The sequence below is a fragment of the Microbacterium sp. CGR1 genome (assembly GCF_001266755.1).
Lineage (GTDB): Bacteria > Actinomycetota > Actinomycetes > Actinomycetales > Microbacteriaceae > Microbacterium.
This window is the reverse complement of sequence record NZ_CP012299.1, coordinates 3,584,286-3,607,303: the sequence shown is the minus strand read 5'-3', so window position 1 is coordinate 3,607,303 and position 23,018 is coordinate 3,584,286. Positions and strand designations below refer to the sequence as shown.

Below are 23,018 nucleotides of genomic sequence, written 5' to 3'. Positions count from 1 at the left end.
GCGATCTGCACAGCGGCGATCGATGTCATGGTGTCCTCCTCAGGGGCTCGGCTATGTCGTCCCGGTCGGTGCGACAGCCCACCAGCCTATTCCTGTGAACAAGCTGAGCACAAGAGAGATTCCCGATTCATCCCCGCGCGGCTTCTCGCTCCAGCAGGCTCGCCTTGACACCGAGGCCCCAGGCGAACCCGCCGAGGGTGCCATCCGATCGCAGCACACGGTGGCACGGCACGAAGAGCGCGGGGGCGTTGCGGGCGCAGATCGATGCCGCGGCGCGCACCGCACGGGGGTTGCCGAGCCGCGCTGCGAACAAGGTGTAGGTCAGCGGCTCCCCCGGCTCGATCGACCTCAGCGCCGACCATCCGGTGAGCTGGAGCGCCGTGCCCGTCTGCTTCACGGCGACCGCGTCGATCGCCGAGAGGTCCCCGGCATAGAAAGAGAGCGCAGCGGCAGCCGCATCCGTCTCGCCCTCGCGCACCTCCGTCGGCCGCACCGGGACGGCGAGCCGTGCGAGGATCGTCGCCTGGTCGGCCGTCCATCCAGAGGCGAGCACCCGCTGACGGTCGTCGGCGAGGATGGTGAACGGTCCGTCCAGCGTCTCGACGGTCTGGATGATGGCGTTCATGAGGTCTCCTTCACAAGGGCGGTGGTCTGTCTCGCGCTCGGCCGTCGAACCGGACGTGCGGGCGCTGCTCGCCAGAGGTGAGCACTGAGATAACTGCGCCACGGGGCAGCCCGCTCGGCCCACGCGACCAGCGGCAGCGGATCCGCCGGCAGTCCGGACGCGGCGGCCCCCGCACGAAGTGCGACGTCGCCGGGGAGCAGCACGTCGGGGTCGCCCAGCACCCGCATCCGGACATAGTCGGCCGTCCAGGGGCCGATGCCGGGCATCGCGAGCAGGGCAGCGCGCTGCTCGACTCCGTCGTCGCCGACCGTGAGAGCGAGGCTGCCGTCGGCGAGGGCCGTGGCTGCGCCGACGATCGCCCTGATGCGGGCGGCCGGTCCGCGCAGCACCGAGGCCCCGTGCTCGGCGATCGCCGCCATCGTCGGGAAGAGCAGCCCCTGCTCCGTGCGCTCCCCCAGCGCGTCGGCGAGCGCGGTGAGGGCAGTGCGCGCGGCGACGACGGTGATCTGCTGACCGACCATGGCACGGATCAGCATCTCGTGCGGATCCGCCGAGCCCGGCACGCGGATGCCCGGAGTGCGCGCGACCAGCGGAGCGATCTCGGGGTGGGCGCTCAGCGCCTCGTCGACCGCGAGAGGGTCGGCGTCGAGGTCGAAGATCCGTCGCACGGTCGACACCAGCGGAGCGAGGTCGCCGAGCTGAGCGACGCGCGCCCGAAGGTGCAGTCGCTGCGTCGAGTCCTGATGCACTTCGAACCACGCGGGCCCGCCCGCCATACGCAGGTGCCGAGAGAAAGATGTGGTCGCGGCCTCTTCGACCCCCGATACCGCACGCGCAGCCATCCACTGGAAGATTCCGGACGCATCGAGCGGCCCGCGGTACGGGAGGACGAGGTCGATCGCACCGGGAGCAGCGGACGCCGGGGGCTTCCGTCGAGCCCTGAGCTCGCCCGGAGTCAGAGTGAACACCTCGCGGATCGTGTCGTTGCACTGCCGAATGCTCGCGAAACCGGCCGAGAAAGCCACATCCGAGATCTGCATGTCCGTGCCCACCAGCAGCATGCGCGCCGTGTGCGCGCGATGCGCCCGCGCGAGGGCGAGCGGACCTGCCCCCAGCTCGGTCGAGAGCAGTCGGGTCAGGTGCCGTGTCGAATAGCCGAGACGCACGGCGAGGCCCGACACTCCCTCGCGCTCGACGACGCCCGAGGCGATGAGACGCATCGCCCGCGCCGCGACGTCACTGCGCAGGTCCCACGCAGGCGAGCCCGGGGCAGCTTCGGGCAGACAGCGCTTGCACGCCCGGAAGCCCGCCTCGTGCGCCGCTGCGCTGGTGGGATAGAAGGTGACGTTCTGCGGCTTGGGCGTGCGCGCGGGGCAACTCGGACGGCAGTAGATCCCGGTAGAGCGCACGGCGGTCACGAACTGCCCGTCGAAGCGGGTGTCGCGCGCGCTGATCGCACGGTATCGCTCATCGAAGTCGGTCACGGGGAAGCTCATGCCTCCACTCTGCCACCGCCCTCCGACATCGACTGGCGGAAATCGGACATCACGGTGGACATCGGGATCGGCCGCATCATCCGACGACGAGACCCCTCGCACCTGCATCGGCGCGAGGGGTCTCGGATGTGCCTGGGCCTCAGGGCCGCCGCACTCAGTGGAAGAAGTGACGCTCCCCGGTGAAGAACATCGTGACGCCGGCCTTGCGTGCGGCGTCGACGACCTCTTCATCGCGCACCGAGCCACCGGGCTGCACGATCGCGGTGACGCCCGCATCGATGAGCACCTGCGCACCGTCGGCGAACGGGAAGAAGGCATCGGAGGCAGCGACAGAACCGGCTGCACGATCACCGGCGCGCTCGACCGCGAGGCGGCACGAGTCGACACGGTTGACCTGACCCATGCCGACGCCGACCGTGGCGTTGTCCTTCGCGAGCACGATCGCGTTCGACTTGACGGCGCGGCACGCCTTCCACGCGAAGATGAGGTTCTCCATCTCCTCGTCGCTGGGGCGCTCGCCCGAGACGAGCTCCCAGTTCTTCGCGACCGAGACGATGTCGTCGGGGAAGCGATCGGCATCCTGCAGCAGAAGTCCGCCCGAGACGAGGCGCACATCCATGCGCTCCTGCTGCCAGTCCTCCGGCAGCTGCAGCAGACGCAGGTTCTTCTTCGCCTTGAACACCTCGAGGGCTGCGGGTTCGAACGACGGCGCGACGATGACCTCGGTGAAGATGTCCTTCAGATTCTCGGCCATCTTGAGGGTGACGGTGCCGTTCGCGGCGATCACTCCCCCGTAGGCCGACACCGGGTCGCACTCGTGGGCGCGGATGTGCGCGCTCGCGATCGGGTCGAGGGCGTTCGGGGCGGTCGTGGCGATGCCGCACGGGTTCGCGTGCTTGATGATCGCGACGGCCGGCTTCACCATGTCGTAGGCGGCGCGCAGCGCGGCATCCGCGTCGACGTAGTTGTTGTACGACATCTCCTTGCCCTGCAGCTGCGTCGCCTGGGCGATGCCGTGGCCGCCGACACGCGTGTAGATCGCGCCGCGCTGGTGCGAGTTCTCGCCGTAGCGCAGCGTCGCCAGCAGCTCGGCCTGGATCGTCAGGTGCGTCGGCAGGTCCTCGCCCTCGCCGAGCGTGCCCTCCGCGAACCATGAGGCCACCGCGGTGTCGTAGGCGGCGGTGTGGGCGAAGGCGCGGGCCGCGAGCTCGCGGCGCTGCGTCAGCGTGGTGCCGCCGTTCTCGATGGCGCTGATGATGCCCGGATACGACTGCGGCGAGACGACGATCGCGACGTTCGCGTGGTTCTTGGCCGCGGCGCGCACCATGGCGGGGCCGCCGATGTCGATCTGCTCGACGACGTCGTCGCCCTCGGCACCGGAGGCGACCGTCTCGACGAAGGGATACAGGTTCACGACGACGAGCTCGAACGGAGCGATGTCGAGATCCGCGAGCTGACGTTCGTGATCCTCGAGGCGCAGGTCCGCGAGCAGACCGCCGTGGATCTTCGGGTGCAGCGTCTTCACGCGGCCGTCGAGCATCTCGGCGACTCCCGTGACGGCGGCGACGTCGGTGACCTCGAAGCCCGCCTCGCGGATCGTGGAGGCCGTCGAGCCGGTCGAGACGATCTGCACGCCCGCGCCGGCGAGAGCGGCGGCGAGATCGAGCAGACCGGACTTGTCGCTCACCGAGACGAGTGCGCGGCGAACCGGGACGGTGTCGCGATCGCGGTACAGCGAGTGGTCGTGGCGGGGGCCGGCCATGATGGGCTCCTTCGTGCGAGGGGGGCGTGCGTGGATCGGTTCAGGATGCTGAGGTCAGCGAGAGCTCACCGATCGCGATGCGGCGCACCACGTCGATGAGAAGTCGGCGCTCGACGGGCTTGATGCGCTCGTGGAGGCTGTGCTCGGTGTCACCGGCGACGACCGGCACGCGCTCCTGCGCGAGGATCGGGCCGGTGTCGACGCCGTCGTCGACGACGATCACGCTCGCGCCGGTCTCCGAGACGCCCGCGGCGAGCGCGTCGCGCACTCCGTGTGCGCCGGGGAACTCGGGCAGGTATGCGGGATGCGTGTTGATCAGTCGTGGCGAGAGGTCGGCGACGAGGGCGGCAGGAAGCAGACGCATCAGGCCGCTGAGCACGACGAGGTCTGCGTTCCAGACGGCGAGCTGGCGGCCGAGCTCTTCGCCCCAGGCTTCGCGCGATTCGTGCTCGTGCCACGGAACCGTGAAGCTCGGGATGCCGAATTCCTCGGCGTGAGCCAGGCCGTCGGCTTCGCGGTCGGCGCCGACGACCACCACCCGCGCAGGGAAATCGGGGTGGCGAGCAGCCTCGAGGAGGGCGCGAAGGTTCGAGCCGGTGCCCGAGATGAGAACGGCGACCGTGAGCACGCGCCCAGTCTACCGGGGCCGATGGGAGGCCCCGAGCCGCATGTCAGCCGACGGGATCGCGCGGATCGCGCCGCGGGAGCCGGAATCCGCCCGCGTCATCCAGCGGCGCCGTGTCATAGGTCGACGGTCCGTCCGGCCAGCCGACCGTTCCGTCGCTGGGATCCGTGCGTGCGTTCGACACCGCATCGGATGCCGTCATCTCGGCGACCCAGCGGTCGGTGCGCTCTTCCGCGAGCTCATCGCGATTGCGGGGCGACAGGAGCAGGATCGCTGCGCCGAGCAGGACCTCTCCCCCCAGCGCGAGAGCGAACGGCAGCGGGGCAGGCCCGGCTTCGGAGAGCCGCCCCGGCCCCATCGACCCTCCGGCGAACAGGGCGGCGATCGCGGCGACAGCGGCGGTCAGCACGCCGATCCCGATGGCGATCGTCGCACGGGGGGCGAGGCCGAGCGGCGTGCCCTCCCAGACGAGGCGGGACCGGACCGCCCAGCCGGCGAAGGCACCGGCGCCGATCGGGAGGATGATGACGATGAGCATCCAGATCGACGTGCTCTCGGGAAGCAGCCCCAGCACGGGGATTCCGGGGACCACGCCGAGCTGGGTGCCCGCCGGGGACACCGCTGTGCCGACCCCCACGGCGAATCCGGGTCCGGCGAGCCAGGACGCCGCCCAGACGAGGATGGTGGGCAGATAGGCGAGATGCCCGAGAGTGATGACTCCGGCGCCGAGCGCATCGACCCGCGCCGCCTGGAAGAGGGCCACCATCTCGCCGCCTCGTGCCGCCGTGAGCACGGCGACAGCAACTGCGGAGACTGCAGTGGTCCCCACGACGGCGAAGGCCGCTCCGCGCACAGCCGCACTCGGAACCGGCCCCCAATCGCCCCACGAGTCGACGACGTCGTGGATCCGGTCGAGGAAGCCGCCGTCACCGTCCTCCCAGGCGATGCGGACGGCACCGCACACGGCGCCCACGAGATAGACGGCTGTCGGAAGCAGGATCGCCTCGACGACGGGCGTCTCGACGGCTCCGAGATGCGCGGTCAGTGCGACTCCGGTCGCGATCGCCGCGAACGTGAGGGAGCCGGAGAGCGAGCCGAGGAGCCAGGCCCCCGCGCGCGCGGCGCGGGTGCCGGAGCGGGCTGCGAAGAGCAGCGTGAAGATCAGGAACGCGAGCGGTGTCACCGAGAGTGTGAAGGCGGCGGCCGCCGGTGCGATGCCCGTCGTGCGGAGCACCTCGGTCGATACGTCGATGCTCAGCGGCACGCCGTGGCCGAACTGCCACAGGGTGCCGGTGAGCGGCCAGAGCGCTCCCCAGTCGGCCGTGACGCCGAACGAGAGCGTCCAGAGCAGGGTGAGCGGCGCCAGCAGGACCACGAGACCGACCGCCGCAGCGATTGCGGCATCGAAGGCGGCGAGGAGCGCGACGAGGAGGCGTTGCATATCGAATCGAGACTACGACGAGAACCCTGTCGTCGCCTGTGGGCGCGCGCGACTCGGGCGACACGATATCGTCTCCAGCGGAGGTTTCCCGATGACAACTGCCCCGTCCCCCACCCGCTCAGAGGCCCAACCCAAGAACGCCCTCGACCGCTTCTTCGAGATCAGCAAGCGCGGATCCACGATCGGCACCGAGATCCGAGGGGGCCTGGTGACCTTCGTCACGATGGCCTACATCGTGATCCTCAACCCGATCATCCTGTCCGGCTCGGCCGACGTCGCCGGCGACACGCTCGATTTCAGCGCCGTCGGCGCCGCCACCGCGTTGACCGCCGGCATCATGACGATCCTGTTCGGTCTCATCACCCGCCTGCCGTTCGGCTTCGCCGCCGGCCTCGGCATCAACGCCTTCGTGGCCTTCTCGGTCGTCGGTCAGGTCACCTGGCCCGAGGCGATGGCTCTCGTGATGATCAACGGTCTCGTCATCGTGCTTCTCGCGGCGACCGGCCTGCGCAAGATGATCTTCGACGCGGTTCCGTTCCAGCTGAAGATCGCGATCACGGTCGGAATCGGCCTGTTCATCGCCTTCATCGGGTTCGTGAACTCCGGCTTCGTCACAGCGACCGGCAGCGCATCTCCGCCGGTCGGTCTCGGCGTCGGCGGATCAGTCGCGACCGTGCCCACCGTGCTGTTCATCGTCACGCTCATCGTCACCGGCATCCTGGTCGCGCGCAAGGTCAAGGGCGGGCTGCTCATCGGCCTCGTCACCGGCACCGTCCTCGCGGTGATCGTCGAGGCGATCTGGCATCTCGGAGCCGCATCCGACGACAACGCGGGCGGCTGGGGGCTCACGGTTCCGACTCTCACGGGATCGCCGTTCGGTCTGCCCGACCTGAGCCTGGTCGGCGCGGTCGACTTCAGCTTCGACTTCAGCAAGGTGAGCCTGGTCGCGATCGTGATGATCGTCTTCACCCTCGTCTTCTCGAACTTCTTCGACGCCATGGGCACCATGACCGGTCTCGCCAAGGAGGCCGACCTCGCGAACGAGAACGGCGACTTCCCGCGCATCAAGTCGGCGCTGGTCGTCGAAGGTGTCGGCGCGATCGTCGGTGGTGGTACGTCCTCGTCGTCGAGCACCGTGTTCATCGAGTCCGGAGCGGGTATCGGCGAGGGTGCGCGCACCGGATTCGCCAACCTGATCACGGGTGGCATGTTCCTGCTCGCGATGTTCCTCACGCCGCTCACCTCGATCGTCCCGACCGAGATCGCGGCCGCCGCGCTCGTGATCGTCGGCGCGATGATGATGGCGCAGATCAAGTACATCGACCTCACGGAGTTCGACGTGCTGCTGCCCGTGTTCCTGACCGTGACCGTGATGCCGCTGACCTACTCGATCGCCAACGGAATCGGCGCCGGCTTCGTCAGTTGGGTGCTCATCCAGGCGTTCTCCGGCAAGGCCCGCAAGATCAGCCCGCTGCTGTGGATCGTCGCCGTCGGCTTCGTGATCTTCTTCGCCCGAGGTCCCATCGAGGCGCTCTTCGGCGTCGCCTGAGCGACGACGAACAACACGAAGGGCGGATGCTGCGGCATCCGCCCTTCTTCGTCCTACGCACATGGCGTGTCTAAAGCGTCCGGGCATAGAAGAAGGCCCCGGAGTGGAGTCCAGGGCCTTCTCCTACAGTCTAGCGCTTAGAGCGACTCGACGATCTCACGCATGAGTGCCGCCGTCTCGGACGGCGTCTTGCCGACCTTGACCCCGGCGGCCTCGAGGGCCTCCTTCTTCGCCTGGGCGGTGCCCGCGGAGCCCGACACGATCGCGCCGGCGTGGCCCATGGTCTTGCCCTCGGGAGCCGTGAAGCCCGCGACGTAGCCGACGACCGGCTTGGTGACGTGCGCCTTGATGTAGTCGGCCGCGCGCTCTTCGGCGTCGCCGCCGATCTCGCCGATCATCACGATCGCCTTGGTCTCGGGGTCGGCCTCGAAGGCGGCGAGCGCGTCGATGTGCGTCGTGCCGATGACGGGGTCGCCGCCGATGCCGATGGCCGTCGAGAAGCCCAGGTCGCGCAGCTCGAACATCATCTGGTACGTCAGGGTGCCCGACTTCGACACGAGCCCGATCGGTCCCTTTCCGGTGATGTTCGCCGGCGTGATGCCGACGAGCGCCTCACCGGGGGTGATGATCCCGGGGCAGTTCGGTCCGATGATGCGAGTCGTGTTGCCCTTGCTCTGGGCGTACGCCCAGGCCTCTGCCGAGTCGCCGACGGGGACGCCCTCGGTGATCACGACGAGCAGCGGGATCTCGGCATCGATGGCCTCGATCATCGCGTCCTTGGTGAAGGCGCCGGGCACGAAGGCGATCGACACATCTGCACCGGTCTCCTTCATGGCCTCGGCGACCGAGCCGAAGACGGGGAGCACGAAGGCGTTGCCGTCCTTGTCGGTGTGCGCGACCGTCGTGCCGGCCTTGCGTGCGTTCACGCCGCCGACGACCTGGGTGCCGGCCTTGAGCATGAGCGCCGTGTGCTTGGTGCCCTCGCCGCCGGTGATGCCCTGGACGATGACCTTGGAATCCTTATTGAGGTAGATCGACATTTCTCTAGTCCTTGTGTCTCTCTGCGATCAGGCGTTGGCGAGTTCGGCGGCCTTGTCGGCGCCTTCGTCCATGGTGCTGGCGAGCGTGACGAGCGGGTGCGCGTACTCGGCGAGGATCGCACGACCCTCGTCGACGCGGTTGCCGTCGAGGCGCACGACCAGCGGCTTGGACGCCGTGGAGCCGAGCGTCTCGAGTGCGCCCTTGATGCCGTTGGCGACGGCGTCGCACGCCGTGATGCCGCCGAAGACATTGACGAACACGCTCTTGACCTGCGGGTCGCCCAGGATGACGTCGAGGCCTGCGGCCATGACCTCTGCCGAGGCGCCGCCGCCGATGTCGAGGAAGTTCGCGGGCTTGACGCCGTTGTGGTTCTCGCCGGCGTAGGCGACCACGTCGAGCGTCGACATGACGAGACCTGCGCCGTTGCCGATGATGCCGACCTCGCCGTCGAGCTTGACGTAGTTCAGACCGCTCTTCTTGGCCTTCGCCTCGAGCGGGTCCGCTGCGTCCTTGTCCTCGAGCGCCTCGTGCTCGGGGTGGCGGATCTCGGAGGCGTTGTCGTCGAGCGTGACCTTGCCGTCGAGGGCGATGATGTCGCCCTCTTCGGTGCGGACCAGCGGGTTGACCTCGACGAGAGTCGCGTCCTCGCCCTTGTAGACGTCGAAGAGCTTGACGAACACGTCGGAGACCTTCTCGATGAGGTCCTCCGGGAAGTTGGCGGCGCGAGCGATCTCGACGGCCTTCTCCTTGTCGATGCCGGTCAGCGGGTTGACCTCGACGCGCGCGAGCGCCTCGGGACGCTCGACCGCGAGCTCCTCGATCTCCATGCCGCCCTCGACCGAGCAGAGGCTCAGGTACGAGCGGTTGGCACGGTCGAGCAGCACGGAGAAGTAGAACTCCTCAGCGATGCGGGCACCCTGCGCGACCATGACGCGCTTGACGATGTGGCCCTTGATGTCGAGACCGAGGATGGCCTTGGCCGCCTCGTACGCCTCGTCGGGGGTCTTGGCGACCTTGACGCCGCCGGCCTTGCCACGACCACCGGTCTTGACCTGGGCCTTGACGACGACGACGCCGCCGATCTTCTCAGCGGCTGCCTTCACCTCCTCAGGGGTGTCGGCGACGATGCCGGCGAGGACCGGCACTCCGTACTTCTCGAAAACGTCTCGTGCCTGGTACTCGTACAGATCCACTGTGCTTCCTTCACTGGGCTGCGGCCTGGAATTCTCTCGATGTCGAGACATCGATCAATCCCCCAGCCTACTACCGCCGCCTGAGCGCCCCTACGTCCGCAGAGCGCGGGCGACGAGCCGATGCCGTCCGGTAGCATTCTTGTGCGTTGAATCAGGGGGAGACAATGACGGACACGTTCGACTGGTCGGATCCGATCGCCACACGGGCCCGCATCGAGCAGCAGGTCAGAGACGCAGAGCGCCGCGCGGCACAGGCCGAGCAGGTGCGCGACGACATCGCTGCCGTGCGTGAGCGGGCGACGTCGCCTGGCCGTGATGTCGCGGTCACGGTGGATTCCTCCGGTCGGCTCGCCGAGGTCACGCTCACGGATGCCGCATTCGACCGATCCCCCGCAGCGCTGGGCGCTCTGATCGTCTCCCTCGCCGGAGATGCGCAGCGTGCGGCCGGCGCGAAGGCCGTCGAGATCGCCGCCGAGGCGTTCGGCGCGGACGACGCAGCCGTCGAGCACCTGCGTGAAGAGATCGCTCAGCTCCCCGACCCGAGTCAGGACGGCCAGCCACGGATCGAGTACCGCTGATGGCGGAGCTGATCGCGGTAGACACCGAAACGGTGCGCAGGCACGCGCAGCGCGTCGGCCAGATCGCGTCGGATGTCAGGCTCGCCGAGAACGCCGCCGGGTCGATGAACGTCGGCGGCGGGGCGTTCGGGGTGATGTGCGCGTTCCTGGTTCCGCCTGCGCAACTCGTCTCGTCGATCGCCATCGGCGCGATCTCCGCCGCGGCGACCATGCTCGAGCAGTCCGAGGAACAGCTCAAAGGTCTCGCCGATGACTTCGATGAGGGCGAGCAGCGACAGCTCGACACGATCAGCGGTCTGATGGCATCGGTCGAGGGCGGCGTCCGATGACGCCGCCGAACCCGCTGGTGGCCGGACCGATCGATCCGACGACGCCGTTCAGCGGCGCAGGGCTGCTCGAGGACGGCTATGAACTCGTCAACGCCATCGAGAGCGGAGACTGGGTGGCCGGAGGACTCGCATCGTTCTCCGCCCTGGCGAACACCGTCGCGACGGCGATGGATCCGCTCGGATCGCTGATCGCGGCGGGTCTGGGCTGGCTCATGGACCATCTCGAGCCGCTCAAAGGCTGGCTCAACGACCTGACCGGCGACGCAGGTGAAGTCGCCGGATTCGCCGCGACGTGGGGCAACATCGCCCAGCATCTGCAGCAGGCGGGCGAGACACTCGATTCCCGACTCGCCGACGTGAGCTCGATGTCGGGCGAGGCGATCGCCGCGTACCTCCGACTCCAGGCGGACGTCGCCGCTCATATCTCCGCCGCGGGCGCGTGGGCGGGCGGCATGAAGACCGGCATGGAAGCGGCATCCATGCTCGTCCAGGTCGTTCATGAGCTCGTGCGCGACACGCTCTCGCAGCTCGTGGGCTCGCTGATCTCCTATGCGAGCACGCTGGTGATCTCACTGGGCACTGCAACCCCGTACGTCATCGCGCAGGCGACGAGCCGGGTCTCGGCGATGACCGCCCGGATCTCCGGCACGGTGCTCAAGCTCGTCGACGCCGTCACGGCTCTCGCCAAGCACCTGGACGAACTCAAGGCGCTCTTCCAGCGCCTCGGAGACCTCTTCTCGCGCGGACCGGGCGGCGGAAACGCTCCCTCCGGCCCCGGAGCACCGCACAGCCCGAACGGCACGCCTCCACACAACCCGCCGGACGGCACGACGCCGGACGGGCCCACCTCGCCCGGTCCCAGCGTGCGCGACCAGAGCATGCTCACCGACGAGCAGCTCCAGACATATCTCGAGCGCAACTACCCGCAGTACGCCGACGACTTCGCCGACACCGGCACGCTCCCACCCGACGTGCAGATCCCCAAGGGGCCTGAGGTCCTTCAGCCGGATGGGAGCATCGACTGGAGCCAGGTGCCCGGCGGCGGGTACGTGCTGGATGCCAACGACAATCCGATCCGACAGCCGCACACGCCGCAGCCCGGTGATGTGCTCGACCGCTACGGTCCCCCCGACGGTCGATACACCTCACCGGTGCCGGATGACGGGCCGTACACGTACGACCAGCGTTCCCTGCCCTACGTCGAGAATCCCGCGCATTACCACCGCTACGAGGTCGTCGGCGATCTGTCCGATCTGCGTGGTGCGTTCGACAGCGCCCCTCAGCACGTCAAGGACGAACTCCTGGCGGGCGGTCTCAAGCCCGAATACCTCGGTTCACAGGGGTACCAGGGAGACATCGCGCCCGGATTCGGCTCGCCGGGTGGCGGCTCCCAGGTGCAGCTTCCGCTCACCGCCGAGCAGCTCATCGCGCTGGGCCTGCTTAAGGAGATCCCATGACGAACCTCACCGCCGCCGACGCACAGCGCATCATCCAGGACGAACAGCTCACCGCCACCGCGAACTGGTTCGGGCGCACCGGCCGTCGCGAACGGTCGGCATGGATCGATCGCGACGGCGATGAGTGGATCGTGTGGGACACCGACGAGCGCGGCGACCGGTTCTTCGGCCCGTCGCGCTTCTCCTCCGAAGCCGAGGCTCTCGACCAGTTCCTGCGGATGGCACGGTCGCACAGGGCAGCGGATTCCACCGCTGTGCGCCGGATCGGGGACTCCGCATGACCGAGCTCTGGATCGGCCCCGACGGCCGCGCCCTCACTCGCGAGCCCGTGCCGGCCGGCGCGGAGGTCTGGGACATGTACGGCCCCGTGAACACCCGCTATGTCTACCTCGTCGAGAACGGGCAGCCCGCTGCGTATCCTGAGCGCTCGCTCCCCTGGGTCGAGAATCCGTCGGCGTACCACCAGTTCATCGTCATCGGCGATTGCGTACACGTCCGTGCCGCATACGAGCGATCCGGCGATGCCGCGCTTCGCCGCGACCTGGATGATCTCGTGGACATCGGCTACTACCGCTGGGACGAGCCCATCTACAGCGGCAGCGTGGCTCCCGCATTCGGCGAACCCGGCGGCGCCACCCAGCTCGTGCTGCCCCTGCCGCTCTCGTTCTATCTGCGACTCGGACTCGTGCGCGAACTGAGCGTCCCTGGAGGACTGGCATGAACCGTGACACCGTGCTCGCCGACCTCCGCGCACGCGGCCATGCCGGGTACTCCCTCTTCGAGGACCCGCGCGGCAAGCCGAACGTCATCGTCCTGACCTTCGGCAGGAACGGTTTCCAGACCTGGATCCAAGACGAACGCGCACAACCCATCGCCGGTTCGCTCCGCGCCTTCGACGCGGAATCCGAGGCCCTCGCCGACTTCACCCACCGGGTGGAGATCTGGAACCGCGTCAGCGGCGTCCGTCCGACGGCATAGACGGCCACGCCTCCGTCCGGTCGCCACGGCCTCACGCCCTACGGCGACCGCCCATGATCGTCGACGACATCGACAGGTCTAGGCTCATTCCATGCACGAATCCGCAGAACTGCGCACCGGCGTCGTGGCCGCTGCACTCGAGCTCTTCGCGTCACAGGGCTTCGACCAGACCTCCGTCGAGCAGATCGCGAAGGCCGCAGGCGTCTCACGCTCGACCTTCTTCCGCCAGTTCGGCGGCAAAGAGGATGTGGTCTTCGCGGACCATGAGGTGCTGCTCGACCAGTTGCGGACCTTCCTCGCGGAAGGGCATGACGATCCCTGGCGTGCGGTCTGCGCGGCATCCGAGTCGGTCTTCGCCCACTTCGCGCACGATCCCGAACTCGCGCGTCGCCGCTATCAGATCGTCCGCCAGGTGCCGGTGCTCCGTGAGCGCGAGATCATCACGGTGTTCCGCTACGAGCGGCTGTTCGACGACTATCTGCGCAGCTCGCTCCCCGGGATCGATCCTCTCGATGCCGTCGGGTTCTCCGCCCTCGTCACCGCCGTGCACAACCATGTGCTGCGGCAGCTGCTGCGCGGCAAGAAGAAGGTGCCGCTCTCGACGCTGCAGACGGCGCTCGCCGACGTCCGCCGCCGCTACGGGGTGCCTTCCGACGCGGTCTCCGAGGCTCCGGATGACGTGGTCGTCGCCGTGTTCCCTCGCTCGATGCCGATCGCCGAGGTCACCCGGCGCCTGCGCTCTCAACTCGACTGAACCAGGACTCTCTCCACCGGAGTCGTGAAACCGAGTTTCAGAGCGTACGATACTTGGTGTCACGAAGGAGTCACCATGAGCACCGCAGCCTCTCCCCTGCCCGGCGAGCGCGTCTCGTCGTACGACATCACCGGGCGACAGGACAGCGATTATTACGCCGTCTTCGCCGACATCCCCGACGCCGACCGGTCGGCCTGGGATCGCGCCAAGGCCTACATCGACGAGGTCGGGCCTCAGATGGCGGACGCCTGGGATCGCGCGGAGTATCCGCTCGAGGCCGCGCGCCGAATGGGCGAGATGGATCTCGTCGTCGATGGCATCGAGCATCCTGCTCTCACCCGGCTCTCTCCCCTCGCTGCCGGGCTCGTGAACATGGAGATCTCGCGCGGCGACGGGTCGCTCGGCACCGTGCTCGCCGTCCAAGGCGGGCTCGCGCTGCGCACCCTGGCGCTCTTCGGATCCCCCGCTCAGCAGGAGAAGTGGCTCACGGCTCTGGCAGACGGCTCGGTCTTCGGATCCTTCGCCCTCACCGAGCCCGACCACGGGTCTGATTCGGTATCGCTGGAGACCGTGGCCCGCCGCGACGGCGACGAGTGGGTCATCCGCGGCGCGAAGAAGTGGATCGGCAACGGCGCCTCGGGCGGCATCACTTTCGTCTGGGCCCGCGTCGACGACGAGACGGCGCCCGAACACGGTGCGGTCCGGTGCTTCCTCGTCGAACAGGACACCCCTGGATACTCAGGGACCCCGATCCGCGGCAAGGCCTCGCTGCGGGCGATCCACCAGGCTCACATCGTGCTCGACGACGTCCGGGTGCCGCTCGACTCCGTACTCCCTGGCACCAAGAGCTTCAAGGACGCGTCGGTCGTCCTCTACGCCACCCGCTCAGGGGTCGCGTGGTCGGCCCTCGGCCACGCGACGGCCTGCTACGAAGCGGCGCTCGCCTACTCGACCCAGCGCATCCAGTTCGGCAAGCCGCTCGCCAAGTTCCAGATGGTGCAGGAGCGCCTCACGCACATGCTCGAGGACCTCACGGCCATGCAGCTGTACTGCCGTCGCCTCGCAGACCTCGAGACCGCGGGTGAGCTTCGCCCCACGCAGGCCTCGCTGGCGAAGTTCCACAACACGCGAGCAGCTCGACGCGTGGCATCCGTCGCCCGCGACCTCCTCGGCGGCAACGGCATCCTGCTCGAGAACGGTGTGATGCAGCACATGGCCGACATCGAGGCGATCCACACCTACGAGGGCACCGAGAGCGTGCAGGCGCTGCTGCTCGGGCGCGACATCACGGGGATGAGCGCCTTCACCTGAGCGCTCACCACCGCGGTGCCGACGAGGACGTCAGTCGCAGCCGCAGCCGCCGGCCGGCGTCTTCACCATGAAGCAGACGTCGCACACGCCGTAGTCGCGCTCTTCCGTCTTGGTCGCGCGCTCGGCCTTCGGCGCAGCCGCGACACGAGGGGTCGTCGATCTCTTCGCCTTGACAGGCGCGATCGGGCGGAACTCGCTCGGGTGCGTCACGTAGAAGTACGGTGCGCGGCCCTCGCTCGGCTGCAGTCGCAGGGGCGTCGAGCCGATGACGATCGTCTCGTCCTCGGTGAAGCCGTTGGTGTAGGTCTTGCCGATGTGCAGCGGGGCGCCGTCGCCGCGGCGGATCGCCTCGATGTAGCGACCGCGGTCGATATAGGAGGAGATACCGACGGCGTCGGTGATCGCGGAGATGAACTCGTGGTTCTCCTCGGCGATGCGATGCGCGCGGAGCGCCTCCGCGAGGGTTCGGTACGGACGGGAGTTGCCTGTGGGGGTCGGGCCCTGAACTTCATTCATTTCCTCAAGGATCTCACGCCCGGGCATGGAAGACTGGCCGAATGGCACGCGCGACGATCATCGGCTCCGGACCGAACGGCCTGGCGGCGGCTGTGTCCCTCGCGCGCGCCGGCTACGAGGTGCACGTGCTCGAAGCTGCCGACACGATCGGCGGCGGAGTCCGCACGACGGAATCGACACTCTCGGGCTTCCGGCACGACGTCTGCGCCGCCGTGCACCCGGCCGCGCTCTCTTCGTCGTTCTTCCAGGCGTTCGGCCTCGCCGAACGGGTGGACTGGATCCTCCCCGACATCTCGTACGCGCACCCGCTAGACGGTGGCAGAGCCGGAATCGCATGGCGCGACATCGAACGCACCGCGGCAGGGCTCGGCGTCGACGAGCGGGCCTGGCTGTCGCTCCTGCGCCCGCTCAGCACTCACGTCGAGGGTGTCGTCGACTTCACCGGCAATCAGATGCTCAGGGTGCCTCGCGAGCCGATCACGGCTCTCCGGTTCGCGCTGCGGATGCTCGACCAGGGCACGCCGCTCGCCCGGCGCAGCTTCCGCACCGAAGAGGCCGCCGCGCTGATGGCCGGTGTCCTGGCGCACGCGAACACCCCGCTCCCCTCGCTCGCCGGTGCCGCAGCCGGGCTGCTGCTCGCCGCGCAGGCGCACGCCGGCGGATGGATGTACCCGCGAGGCGGCGCGCAGCGCATCGCCGACAGCATGGTCGCCGATATCGAGGCCCATGGCGGATCCGTCGAATCGGGCATCCACGTCACCGACCTGGGATCGCTCGACTGGGGCGACCCCGCCCGTGGTGATCTGCTGATGCTGAACACATCGCCCCGCCTCACCCTCACCCATCCGGACATCCCCGCGGCCTACGCGCGGGCGATCCGCAACTACCGATACGGCCCCGCCGCTGCGAAGGTGGATTTCGCTCTCGACGGGCCGATCCCCTGGGCGAATCCCGACGTCGCCCAGTCGCCCACCGTCCACATCGGCGGATCGGCGGCGGAGACGTGGGCGAGTGAGAACGCTGTCGCCCGGGGACGGATCAGCGACCGACCGTACGTCCTGACGGTGCAGCCCTCGGTCTTCGACCCCAGCAGGGCGCCGGAGGGCAAGGCGGTGCTGTGGGCGTACATCCATGTTCCCCAGGACTCCGATCTCGACGCCACCGAACTCATCACGCGTCAGGTCGAGCGATTCGCACCGGGATTCCGGGACCTCATCCTCGCGCACCACTCGGTGCCGGCGTCGTCGCGCGAGGCGGTCAACCCGTCGGAGATCGGCGGCGACATCCTCGGCGGGGCGTTCACGATCCCGCAGGCGCTGCGGCGCCCGGTCCTCGGCATCGCGCCCTGGCGCACTCCGATGCACGGGGTGTACCTCGCGTCGGCGTCGACACCGCCCGGCCCGGGCGTCAACGGCATGGCGGGATGGCATGCCGCCCGCACGGCGCTCAAGGATGCCGGCATGCGCGTCTCCCTCGACGACCTCTTCTCCTGACGGGCGAAAACACCCTTCTGCCACGACGCGACCGACGCCAGGATGGATCCATGCGCTACGAGATCCCGTCCCCGATGCTGGCGAAGGCGGCAGCATCCGTCCCCGATCCCGCGAAGACCGCCGGAGGGCTGCTGTTCGAGCCCAAGTGGGACGGATTCCGCGGGCTGATCGCCTGGGACGGCGAGACCATCGAGATCGGCTCCCGCGGCGCGAAACCGCTGACGAGATACTTCCCCGAGCTCGTCGAGGCGATCCCGCGACTGCTTCCGAGGCCGTGCCTGCTCGACGGAGAGATCGTCGTGGCCACGGGACACGAGGGGGCGCAGCGACTCGATTGGGAGGCGCTGAGTCAGCGCATCCATCCCGCGGCCTCACGAGTGGCGAAGCTCGCCGCGGAGACGCCTGCGATGTTCATCGCATTCGATCTGCTGGCCGTCGACGACGAAGACCTCCTGAGCACTCCGTTCGCCGAACGCCGCGCGCGCCTGGAGAACCTGATGGAAGGGGTCGAGCATCCCCTGCACATCACGCGCACCACCCGCGATCGGGACGCCGCCGTGCGCTGGCTCGCCGAGTTCGAGGGCGCAGGGCTCGACGGGGTCGTCGCCAAGCCACTCGATCAGCCGTACGCGCCCGGAAAGCGCACCCTCATCAAGATCAAGCATGCCCGCACCGCTGACGTGGTCGCGCTCGGCTACCGCGTGCACAAGTCCGGGTCGGGCGTCGGGTCTCTGCTCGTCGGCCTCTACGACTCCGACGGCACCCTGCGGCAGGTCGGCGGCGTGGCCGCATGGAGTGATGTGCGCCGCCGGGAGCTCGTCGAGGAGCTCGCCCCGCTCGTGCAGCGCGACGACTCCGGCGAGGCCCTCACCGGCGAGGGTGAGCGTTCGCGCTTCAGCGGGTCCAAGGATGTCTCGTTCGTCCGGCTGCGCCCCGAGCTCGTGCTCGAGGTGCGCTACGACCAGCTCGAGGGTTCGCGGTTCCGCCATACGGTGCAGTTCGACCGCTGGCGTCCGGACCGGGATGCGCGCTCGTGCACCTACGACCAGCTCGACACCGTGGCCGGGTACGACCTGGCCGAGGTCATCGGCTGAGGCTCACTCCTCGACGGGATCACCGTTCGCATCCCAGTGGGCGTCGACCTTCTTGCTGGGCTGCACGCGTGGGGGCTCTCCGGGCATCTTGGGGAACTCGGGCGGGAACGACAACTCGCCGAGGCCCGCCGCCTTGTCCCGCTCCCACCACTCGAGAAGCGTGTCGATGCGCCCCGGCTCGTCCTGCTTGCCCGCCCAGGGATCACCGACCTCGGCGAGTCTCTTCGGGATGCTGCGGACGGTGAAGACCGCGGGGTCGAGACCGTCCAGCTCGTCCCAGTGCACGGGCGTCGAGACCGTGGCCCCGGGAAGCGCGCGGGGGCTGTAGGCACCGGCCATCGTGCGGTCGCGGTTCGCCTGGTTGAAGTCGATGAAGACCCGCTGACCACGCTCCTCCTTCCACCAGCTCATCGTGACCTGCTCCGGCATCCGTCGCTCCAGCTCGCGGCCGGCTGCGATCACGGCGTGCCGCACATCGAGGAACTCATGAGTCGGTTCGATGGGCGCGAACACGTGCAGTCCACGGTTGCCGCTGGTCTTCACGAACGCGGTGAGACCGACCTCCTCGAGCACCTCTCTCAGCGCGTGCGCGGCGGGGATGGCATCCGCGAACCCCGTGCCGGGCTGCGGGTCGAGGTCGATCCGCAACTCGACGGGATTGTCCGGGTCGGTGGAGAGGGACGCCCAGGGGTGGAAGACGATCGTGTTCATCTGCGCCGCCCAGACGATCGCGCTCGGGCGATTCAGGACGATCTGCGGATGCCGACGCGCACTGTTGTAGGTCACGGTGACGGCGTCGACATAGTCGGGCGTTCCCTTGGGCGGGTTCTTCGAGAAGAACCCGTCGCTTCCCACGCCGTCGCGGAAGCGCTCGAGCGAGACGGGCCGATTCCCGTTCGCCTCGAGGAACGGCACGCTGACGAGCTGGAAGTACTCCGCGAGCTCGGCCTTCGTGATGCCGTCCTTCGGCCAGACGACCCTGTTCGGGCTCGAGAGCGCGACCTCGCGCTCTCCATCGGGATCGATGACTGTCAGGGTCACGCGTTCTGAGGCCATGCTCCGACCCTAGAGGGCCGGTGCGACGCGGGGGAAGCCCGTCAGTCGTCGATGTCGATCGCGAGGATCAGCACCGAGGTGAGAGCGTCGCGCTCGACCACGATGCTGGGGCCGGCCGGATCGATGATGACCCCGGCCATATCGATGTGGCTGGAGAGGATCTTGGCCAGCTGCAGCGGCTCGAACGGCAGCGGTCGATCGCCCCGACCGAGCGCGAGCACCTCGAGCGGGTGCGAGAAGAGCTGGAGGAACCGCTTGCCGTCGGGAGTCTGCGCTTCGGCGATCCCGACCTGTCCGCCGGGGTTTCCCTCGTTGACGGCGACCCACATGCGCTTCGTCGCGAGCGCCTCGCCGACCTTCGATGCGGTGTCCTGCTCACGCGGCGCGGCGATGAGCGACTTGACCGTCATGTCGACGTCTGCCTGCTCGAGCGCCTTCTGCAGGAGCTCGGACGGGAACACCACGCGGTGCGGCGCAGAGGCGTTGTCGACGATGAGGCCGGCGAAGTCACCCGAGACGACCTGCTGCAGAACGGACGTGACGGGCTGGGCGACGGCAGATGTCGCCGTCGGGTCCTTCTCGAGCTGCACGGAGTCTCGGACAGCGGCGGCCGAACTGAAGGCGAGCATGAACTGACGATCGCCATCACGCACGACCGCGACAGCGAGAGGCTTGCCCTCACTGATCTGCGCGCGTGCATCACCGTTGACGCGGATGTACATGTGCCCCTGCAGCGCCTGGCGGAGCACTCCGAGCAGCTGCTCGTTCGTGGCGCCCTGCTCGACCTCTTTCAGGGATTCACGCAGCAGGACGTTGTCCTTCATGCCCGGGACGGTCTCGGTCTGCTCGGGCGGCATCGCGGGCGCCAGCGGCAGTCGACGCTCGGGCTCGGCCACGGGGGCGGGTGCCGGCGCAGCGGGAGCAGGGGCGGGTGCTGTCGCAGGCGCCGATGCTGCCGGCGCGTCAGGACCGGGCAGCTCGACCTCCGGTCCGGCCTGAGCACCGACCCCACGGAACGCCTGGACGGAGATACCGATGGTGGGCGTGGCCTCGGCGGCGTCCGCCGGCGCCTCCGCACCGTCCGGAGTCTCGTCGGCGGACTCCTCGGTCTCGGTGTCGAACTGGTCGGCGACGACGTCGTCGGCGGACTTCTTGCGGCGGGAGAACAGGGCCATATCAGCCAGCCTAACCCGCCAGAGGGCTAGATCTTCTCGATCGGCGCGACCTTGATCAGGAGCTTCTTCTGGCCGGCGGAATCGAAGCGCACGTGCGCGATGCGCTTGGCACCCTCGCCCGTCACCGCGTCGACCCGTCCGTCGCCGAAGTCCGTGTGGCGGATGCGATCCCCGGCGGCGAGTTCGAGGTCGCCGTTGTCACGCATCTTCGCCGTCACGCGGTTGGGGAACTTGTCCATCGCGGTCGAGAGCGGCTTGAGAGAGTCGCGCCCCGGCAGCTGCTTCACCGCGAAACGGTCGCCGGAACCGGAGCCGCCGGAGCCGCCGAATCCGCCTGCCCGGCGCGCATTGAGCGCACGGGACTGCATGCCTCCCCGGGAGTTGACGTCGCCGGGCGACTGGCGCCAGTCGATGAGTCCGGCGGGGATCTCCTGCAGGAAGCGGCTGGGCATCGCGACCGAGACCTCGCCGAACTGGGCCCTGGTCATCGCGAGCGACAGGTGCAGGCGCTTCCGCGCGCGCGTGATGCCGACGTAGAAGAGCCTCCGCTCCTCCTGAGGACCGCCCGGCTCCCCCGCCGAGATGCGGTGCGGGATCAGATCCTCTTCGACGCCGGTCACGAAGACCGCGTCGTACTCGAGCCCCTTCGCGGTGTGCATCGTCATCATCGACACCGACCCTGATTCGTCATCGAGGTCATCGGCATCCGAGACCAGGGCGACCTCCGTGAGGAAGTCCACGATCGTCCCGTCAGGATTGTTGCGCGCGAAGTCCCGCGCGACGGCGACGAACTCGTCGAGGTTCTCGACGCGCGCCTCATCCTGTGGGTCGCGGCTCGCCCGCAGGGCGTCGAGGTAGCCGCTCTTCGACAGCAGCACGCTGAGCCCGTCGGCGACGGTGGTCGGAGCGGGAACCTCGCCGGAGGCGGGGAGCATGATCTCCGTCGCCTCGGCCAGCACGGCATCGAGCTGGGCGATGCCGGCCTGGATCTTCGGACCGAAGCCCAGCTGCTCGGGCACGGACAGGGCCTGCCGGAACGTGATGTCGTGGTCTTCGGCGAACCGGGCGATCGCCGTCTCGGTCACATCGCCGATGCCGCGCCTGGGCTTGTTCAGGATGCGGCGGACAGCCATCTCGTCGGCCGGGTTCGCGACGGCGACCAGGTAGGCGAGGGCGTCCTTGATCTCGGCACGCTCGTAGAACTTCGTGCCGCCCATGATCTTGTAGGGCACGGCGGAGCGGATGAAGATCTCCTCCAGCGCACGCGATTGCGAGTTCGTGCGATAGAAGACGGCCATCTCGGAATACGGCATGCCGGCGCGATGCAGCGCCTCGACCTCGTCGGCGACGAATTGGGCCTCATCGTGCTGGGAGTACCCGGTGAAGCCGACGATCATGTCGCCGTCGCCCTTGTCGCTCCAGAGCTTCTTGTCCTTGCGGTCGAAGTTGTTGCCGATCACCGCGTTCGCCGCCGAGAGGATGTTCTGCGTCGAGCGATAGTTCTGCTCGAGCAGCACGACGCGAGCGCCGGGGAAGTCGCGCTCGAACTCGCTGATGTTGCGGATGTCGGCGCCGCGGAACGCGTAGATCGACTGGTCGGAATCACCCACCACGGTGAGTGACGCGCCTTCGAGCTCCGGTGTGGTCTCCGGCTCGAAGATCATCATGCCGTCGGAGGCATACGGGTCGGGCGAATCGCCCGAGACCGGACGCGTCAGCTCGTGGATGAGGGCGTACTGAGCGTGGTTCGTGTCCTGGTACTCGTCGACCAGCACATGACGGAACCTGCGCCGATAGGTGTCGGCGACCTGCGGGAAGGCGCGGAACAGATAGACGGTCTGGCCGATCAGGTCGTCGAAGTCGAACGCGTTCGCCTTCTGCAGCTGCCGCTGGTAGTCGGCGAAAAGCTCGACGAAGATCCGCTCGGCCGGGTCGTTCATGTTCGCCTGTCGCGCATACGCGTCGGCATCCGACAGCTCGTTCTTGAGCTTGGAGATGCGCGACTGCACGGCCCCGGGCGTGAGACCGTAGGCATCGGCCTCGTGCTGCTTGACCAGCCGCTTGATGAGCGCCCGCGAATCACCGGAGTCGTAGATCGTGAATGACTTGGTGAACCCGAACTGCTGAGCCTCACGCCGGAGGATCCGCACGCAGGCGGAGTGGAACGTCGAGATCCACATGCCCCGCGCCGCGTCGCCCACGATCGCCTCGACGCGCTCGCGCATCTCACCGGCGGCCTTGTTGGTGAAGGTGATCGCGAGGATCTGGCTGGGCCATGCCTCGCGTGACCTCAGCAGAGAGGCGATGCGCCGTGTCAGCACGCTGGTCTTGCCGGAGCCTGCACCCGCGACGATCAGCAGCGCGGGTCCGCGGTAGGTCACCGCTTCGAGCTGCTGCGGGTTGAGGCCGGCGAGGAGGTCGTCCTGTCCCTGCGCTCCGGTGGAGCGAGGGCCGACGGATCCGGGGACGATGAGGGGGGCTTCGGTCATGGCTCTACGAGTCTAGGCCGCGCCACCGACACTGCCGGCGGATGGGGCGGATGCAC

At 68.5% G+C, this 23,018-nt stretch carries 22 protein-coding genes; 11 read left to right on the top strand and 11 right to left on the bottom strand.

Going from position 1 to position 23,018, the window contains the following annotated elements; genetic code table 11:
• Positions 1 to 127: 127 nt before the first annotated feature.
• The 5 genes from AKG07_RS17240 to AKG07_RS17220 form a co-directional block, all read right to left on the bottom strand.
• Positions 128 to 625: a methylated-DNA--[protein]-cysteine S-methyltransferase gene (locus AKG07_RS17240; RefSeq protein WP_053099013.1), complete on the bottom strand. Its 498-nt coding sequence runs from the start codon at positions 623 to 625 to the stop codon at positions 128 to 130.
• Positions 622 to 2,121, bottom strand: a complete 1,500-nt coding sequence (locus AKG07_RS17235; protein ID WP_053099012.1) for a DNA-3-methyladenine glycosylase 2 family protein — start codon at positions 2,119 to 2,121, stop codon at positions 622 to 624. The genes AKG07_RS17240 and AKG07_RS17235 overlap by 4 nt, the downstream gene beginning before the upstream one ends.
• A gap of 154 nt (positions 2,122 to 2,275) precedes the next feature.
• On the bottom strand, positions 2,276 to 3,883 hold the full coding sequence (gene purH, locus AKG07_RS17230) for a bifunctional phosphoribosylaminoimidazolecarboxamide formyltransferase/IMP cyclohydrolase (protein WP_053099011.1): 1,608 nt from the start codon (positions 3,881 to 3,883) through the stop codon (positions 2,276 to 2,278).
• 40 nt (positions 3,884 to 3,923) lie between these two features.
• Positions 3,924 to 4,511 carry a phosphoribosylglycinamide formyltransferase gene (purN, locus tag AKG07_RS17225; RefSeq protein ID WP_053099010.1) on the bottom strand — a complete coding sequence of 196 codons (588 nt, stop codon included), beginning with the start codon at positions 4,509 to 4,511 and terminating at the stop codon, positions 3,924 to 3,926.
• A gap of 43 nt (positions 4,512 to 4,554) precedes the next feature.
• Positions 4,555 to 5,949, bottom strand: coding sequence for a cell division protein PerM (locus tag AKG07_RS17220; RefSeq protein WP_053099009.1), 1,395 nt, complete (start codon positions 5,947 to 5,949; stop codon positions 4,555 to 4,557).
• A 91-nt stretch (positions 5,950 to 6,040) separates the two neighbouring features.
• Here AKG07_RS17220 and AKG07_RS17215 point away from each other — a divergent pair, with 91 nt between their 5' ends.
• Complete coding sequence (locus tag AKG07_RS17215) at positions 6,041 to 7,498, top strand: NCS2 family permease (protein ID WP_053099008.1); 1,458 nt, start codon at positions 6,041 to 6,043, stop codon at positions 7,496 to 7,498.
• Between the two features lie 137 nt (positions 7,499 to 7,635).
• Here the strand turns inward: AKG07_RS17215 and sucD are convergent, their stop codons facing one another.
• Complete coding sequence (gene sucD / locus AKG07_RS17210) at positions 7,636 to 8,538, bottom strand: succinate--CoA ligase subunit alpha (protein WP_053099007.1); 903 nt, start codon at positions 8,536 to 8,538, stop codon at positions 7,636 to 7,638.
• A 27-nt stretch (positions 8,539 to 8,565) separates the two neighbouring features.
• Positions 8,566 to 9,732 carry an ADP-forming succinate--CoA ligase subunit beta gene (gene sucC / locus AKG07_RS17205; RefSeq protein WP_053099006.1) on the bottom strand — a complete coding sequence of 389 codons (1,167 nt, stop codon included), beginning with the start codon at positions 9,730 to 9,732 and terminating at the stop codon, positions 8,566 to 8,568.
• A gap of 164 nt (positions 9,733 to 9,896) precedes the next feature.
• On the opposite strand from sucC, the gene AKG07_RS17200 reads away from it, so the two are divergent.
• The 8 genes from AKG07_RS17200 (at position 9,897) to AKG07_RS17165 (ending at position 15,139) form a co-directional block, all read left to right on the top strand.
• Complete coding sequence (locus AKG07_RS17200) at positions 9,897 to 10,310, top strand: YbaB/EbfC family nucleoid-associated protein (RefSeq protein ID WP_053099005.1); 414 nt, start codon at positions 9,897 to 9,899, stop codon at positions 10,308 to 10,310.
• A complete protein-coding gene (locus AKG07_RS17195; protein WP_053099004.1) occupies positions 10,310 to 10,639 on the top strand; it encodes a type VII secretion target in 330 nt (109 codons plus the stop codon). Before AKG07_RS17200 ends, AKG07_RS17195 begins: the two co-directional genes overlap by 1 nt.
• Positions 10,636 to 12,096: a glycohydrolase toxin TNT-related protein gene (locus AKG07_RS17190; RefSeq protein ID WP_053099003.1), complete on the top strand. Its 1,461-nt coding sequence runs from the start codon at positions 10,636 to 10,638 to the stop codon at positions 12,094 to 12,096. The genes AKG07_RS17195 and AKG07_RS17190 overlap by 4 nt, the downstream gene beginning before the upstream one ends.
• Complete coding sequence (locus AKG07_RS17185; protein ID WP_053099002.1) at positions 12,093 to 12,377, top strand: hypothetical protein; 285 nt, start codon at positions 12,093 to 12,095, stop codon at positions 12,375 to 12,377. The genes AKG07_RS17190 and AKG07_RS17185 overlap by 4 nt, the downstream gene beginning before the upstream one ends.
• Positions 12,374 to 12,817 carry a glycohydrolase toxin TNT-related protein gene (locus AKG07_RS17180; protein ID WP_053099001.1) on the top strand — a complete coding sequence of 148 codons (444 nt, stop codon included), beginning with the start codon at positions 12,374 to 12,376 and terminating at the stop codon, positions 12,815 to 12,817. The genes AKG07_RS17185 and AKG07_RS17180 overlap by 4 nt, the downstream gene beginning before the upstream one ends.
• The gene (locus AKG07_RS17175; RefSeq protein WP_053099000.1) at positions 12,814 to 13,074 is read left to right on the top strand and encodes a hypothetical protein; all 261 of its coding nucleotides are present in this window, start codon (positions 12,814 to 12,816) and stop codon (positions 13,072 to 13,074) included. The genes AKG07_RS17180 and AKG07_RS17175 overlap by 4 nt, the downstream gene beginning before the upstream one ends.
• Positions 13,075 to 13,165: 91 nt before the next feature.
• Entirely contained in the window at positions 13,166 to 13,828 is a 663-nt protein-coding gene (locus AKG07_RS17170) for a TetR/AcrR family transcriptional regulator (RefSeq protein WP_053098999.1), read from the top strand.
• A 75-nt stretch (positions 13,829 to 13,903) separates the two neighbouring features.
• Positions 13,904 to 15,139 carry an acyl-CoA dehydrogenase family protein gene (locus tag AKG07_RS17165; protein ID WP_053098998.1) on the top strand — a complete coding sequence of 412 codons (1,236 nt, stop codon included), beginning with the start codon at positions 13,904 to 13,906 and terminating at the stop codon, positions 15,137 to 15,139.
• A 30-nt stretch (positions 15,140 to 15,169) separates the two neighbouring features.
• Here AKG07_RS17165 and AKG07_RS17160 read toward each other — a convergent pair whose 3' ends face one another.
• Entirely contained in the window at positions 15,170 to 15,655 is a 486-nt protein-coding gene (locus tag AKG07_RS17160) for a hypothetical protein (protein WP_053098997.1), read from the bottom strand.
• Positions 15,656 to 15,696: 41 nt separating this feature from the next.
• Between AKG07_RS17160 and AKG07_RS17155 the strand changes: the two genes are divergently transcribed.
• Positions 15,697 to 17,148 (top strand): phytoene desaturase family protein, encoded by a 1,452-nt coding sequence (locus AKG07_RS17155; RefSeq protein ID WP_053098996.1) that lies wholly within the window; start codon positions 15,697 to 15,699, stop codon positions 17,146 to 17,148.
• A gap of 50 nt (positions 17,149 to 17,198) precedes the next feature.
• Positions 17,199 to 18,242 (top strand): ATP-dependent DNA ligase, encoded by a 1,044-nt coding sequence (locus AKG07_RS17150; RefSeq protein WP_053098995.1) that lies wholly within the window; start codon positions 17,199 to 17,201, stop codon positions 18,240 to 18,242.
• Between the two features lie 3 nt (positions 18,243 to 18,245).
• Here the strand turns inward: AKG07_RS17150 and ligD are convergent, their stop codons facing one another.
• From ligD to AKG07_RS17135, 3 genes are read right to left on the bottom strand one after another with little or no spacing between them, the layout of a single operon-like run.
• Positions 18,246 to 19,298, bottom strand: a complete 1,053-nt coding sequence (gene ligD / locus AKG07_RS17145) for a non-homologous end-joining DNA ligase (protein WP_053098994.1) — start codon at positions 19,296 to 19,298, stop codon at positions 18,246 to 18,248.
• Between the two features lie 41 nt (positions 19,299 to 19,339).
• Positions 19,340 to 20,473: an SseB family protein gene (locus tag AKG07_RS17140; RefSeq protein ID WP_053098993.1), complete on the bottom strand. Its 1,134-nt coding sequence runs from the start codon at positions 20,471 to 20,473 to the stop codon at positions 19,340 to 19,342.
• 26 nt (positions 20,474 to 20,499) lie between these two features.
• Entirely contained in the window at positions 20,500 to 22,962 is a 2,463-nt protein-coding gene (locus AKG07_RS17135; RefSeq protein WP_053098992.1) for an ATP-dependent helicase, read from the bottom strand.
• Positions 22,963 to 23,018: the final 56 nt, after the last annotated feature.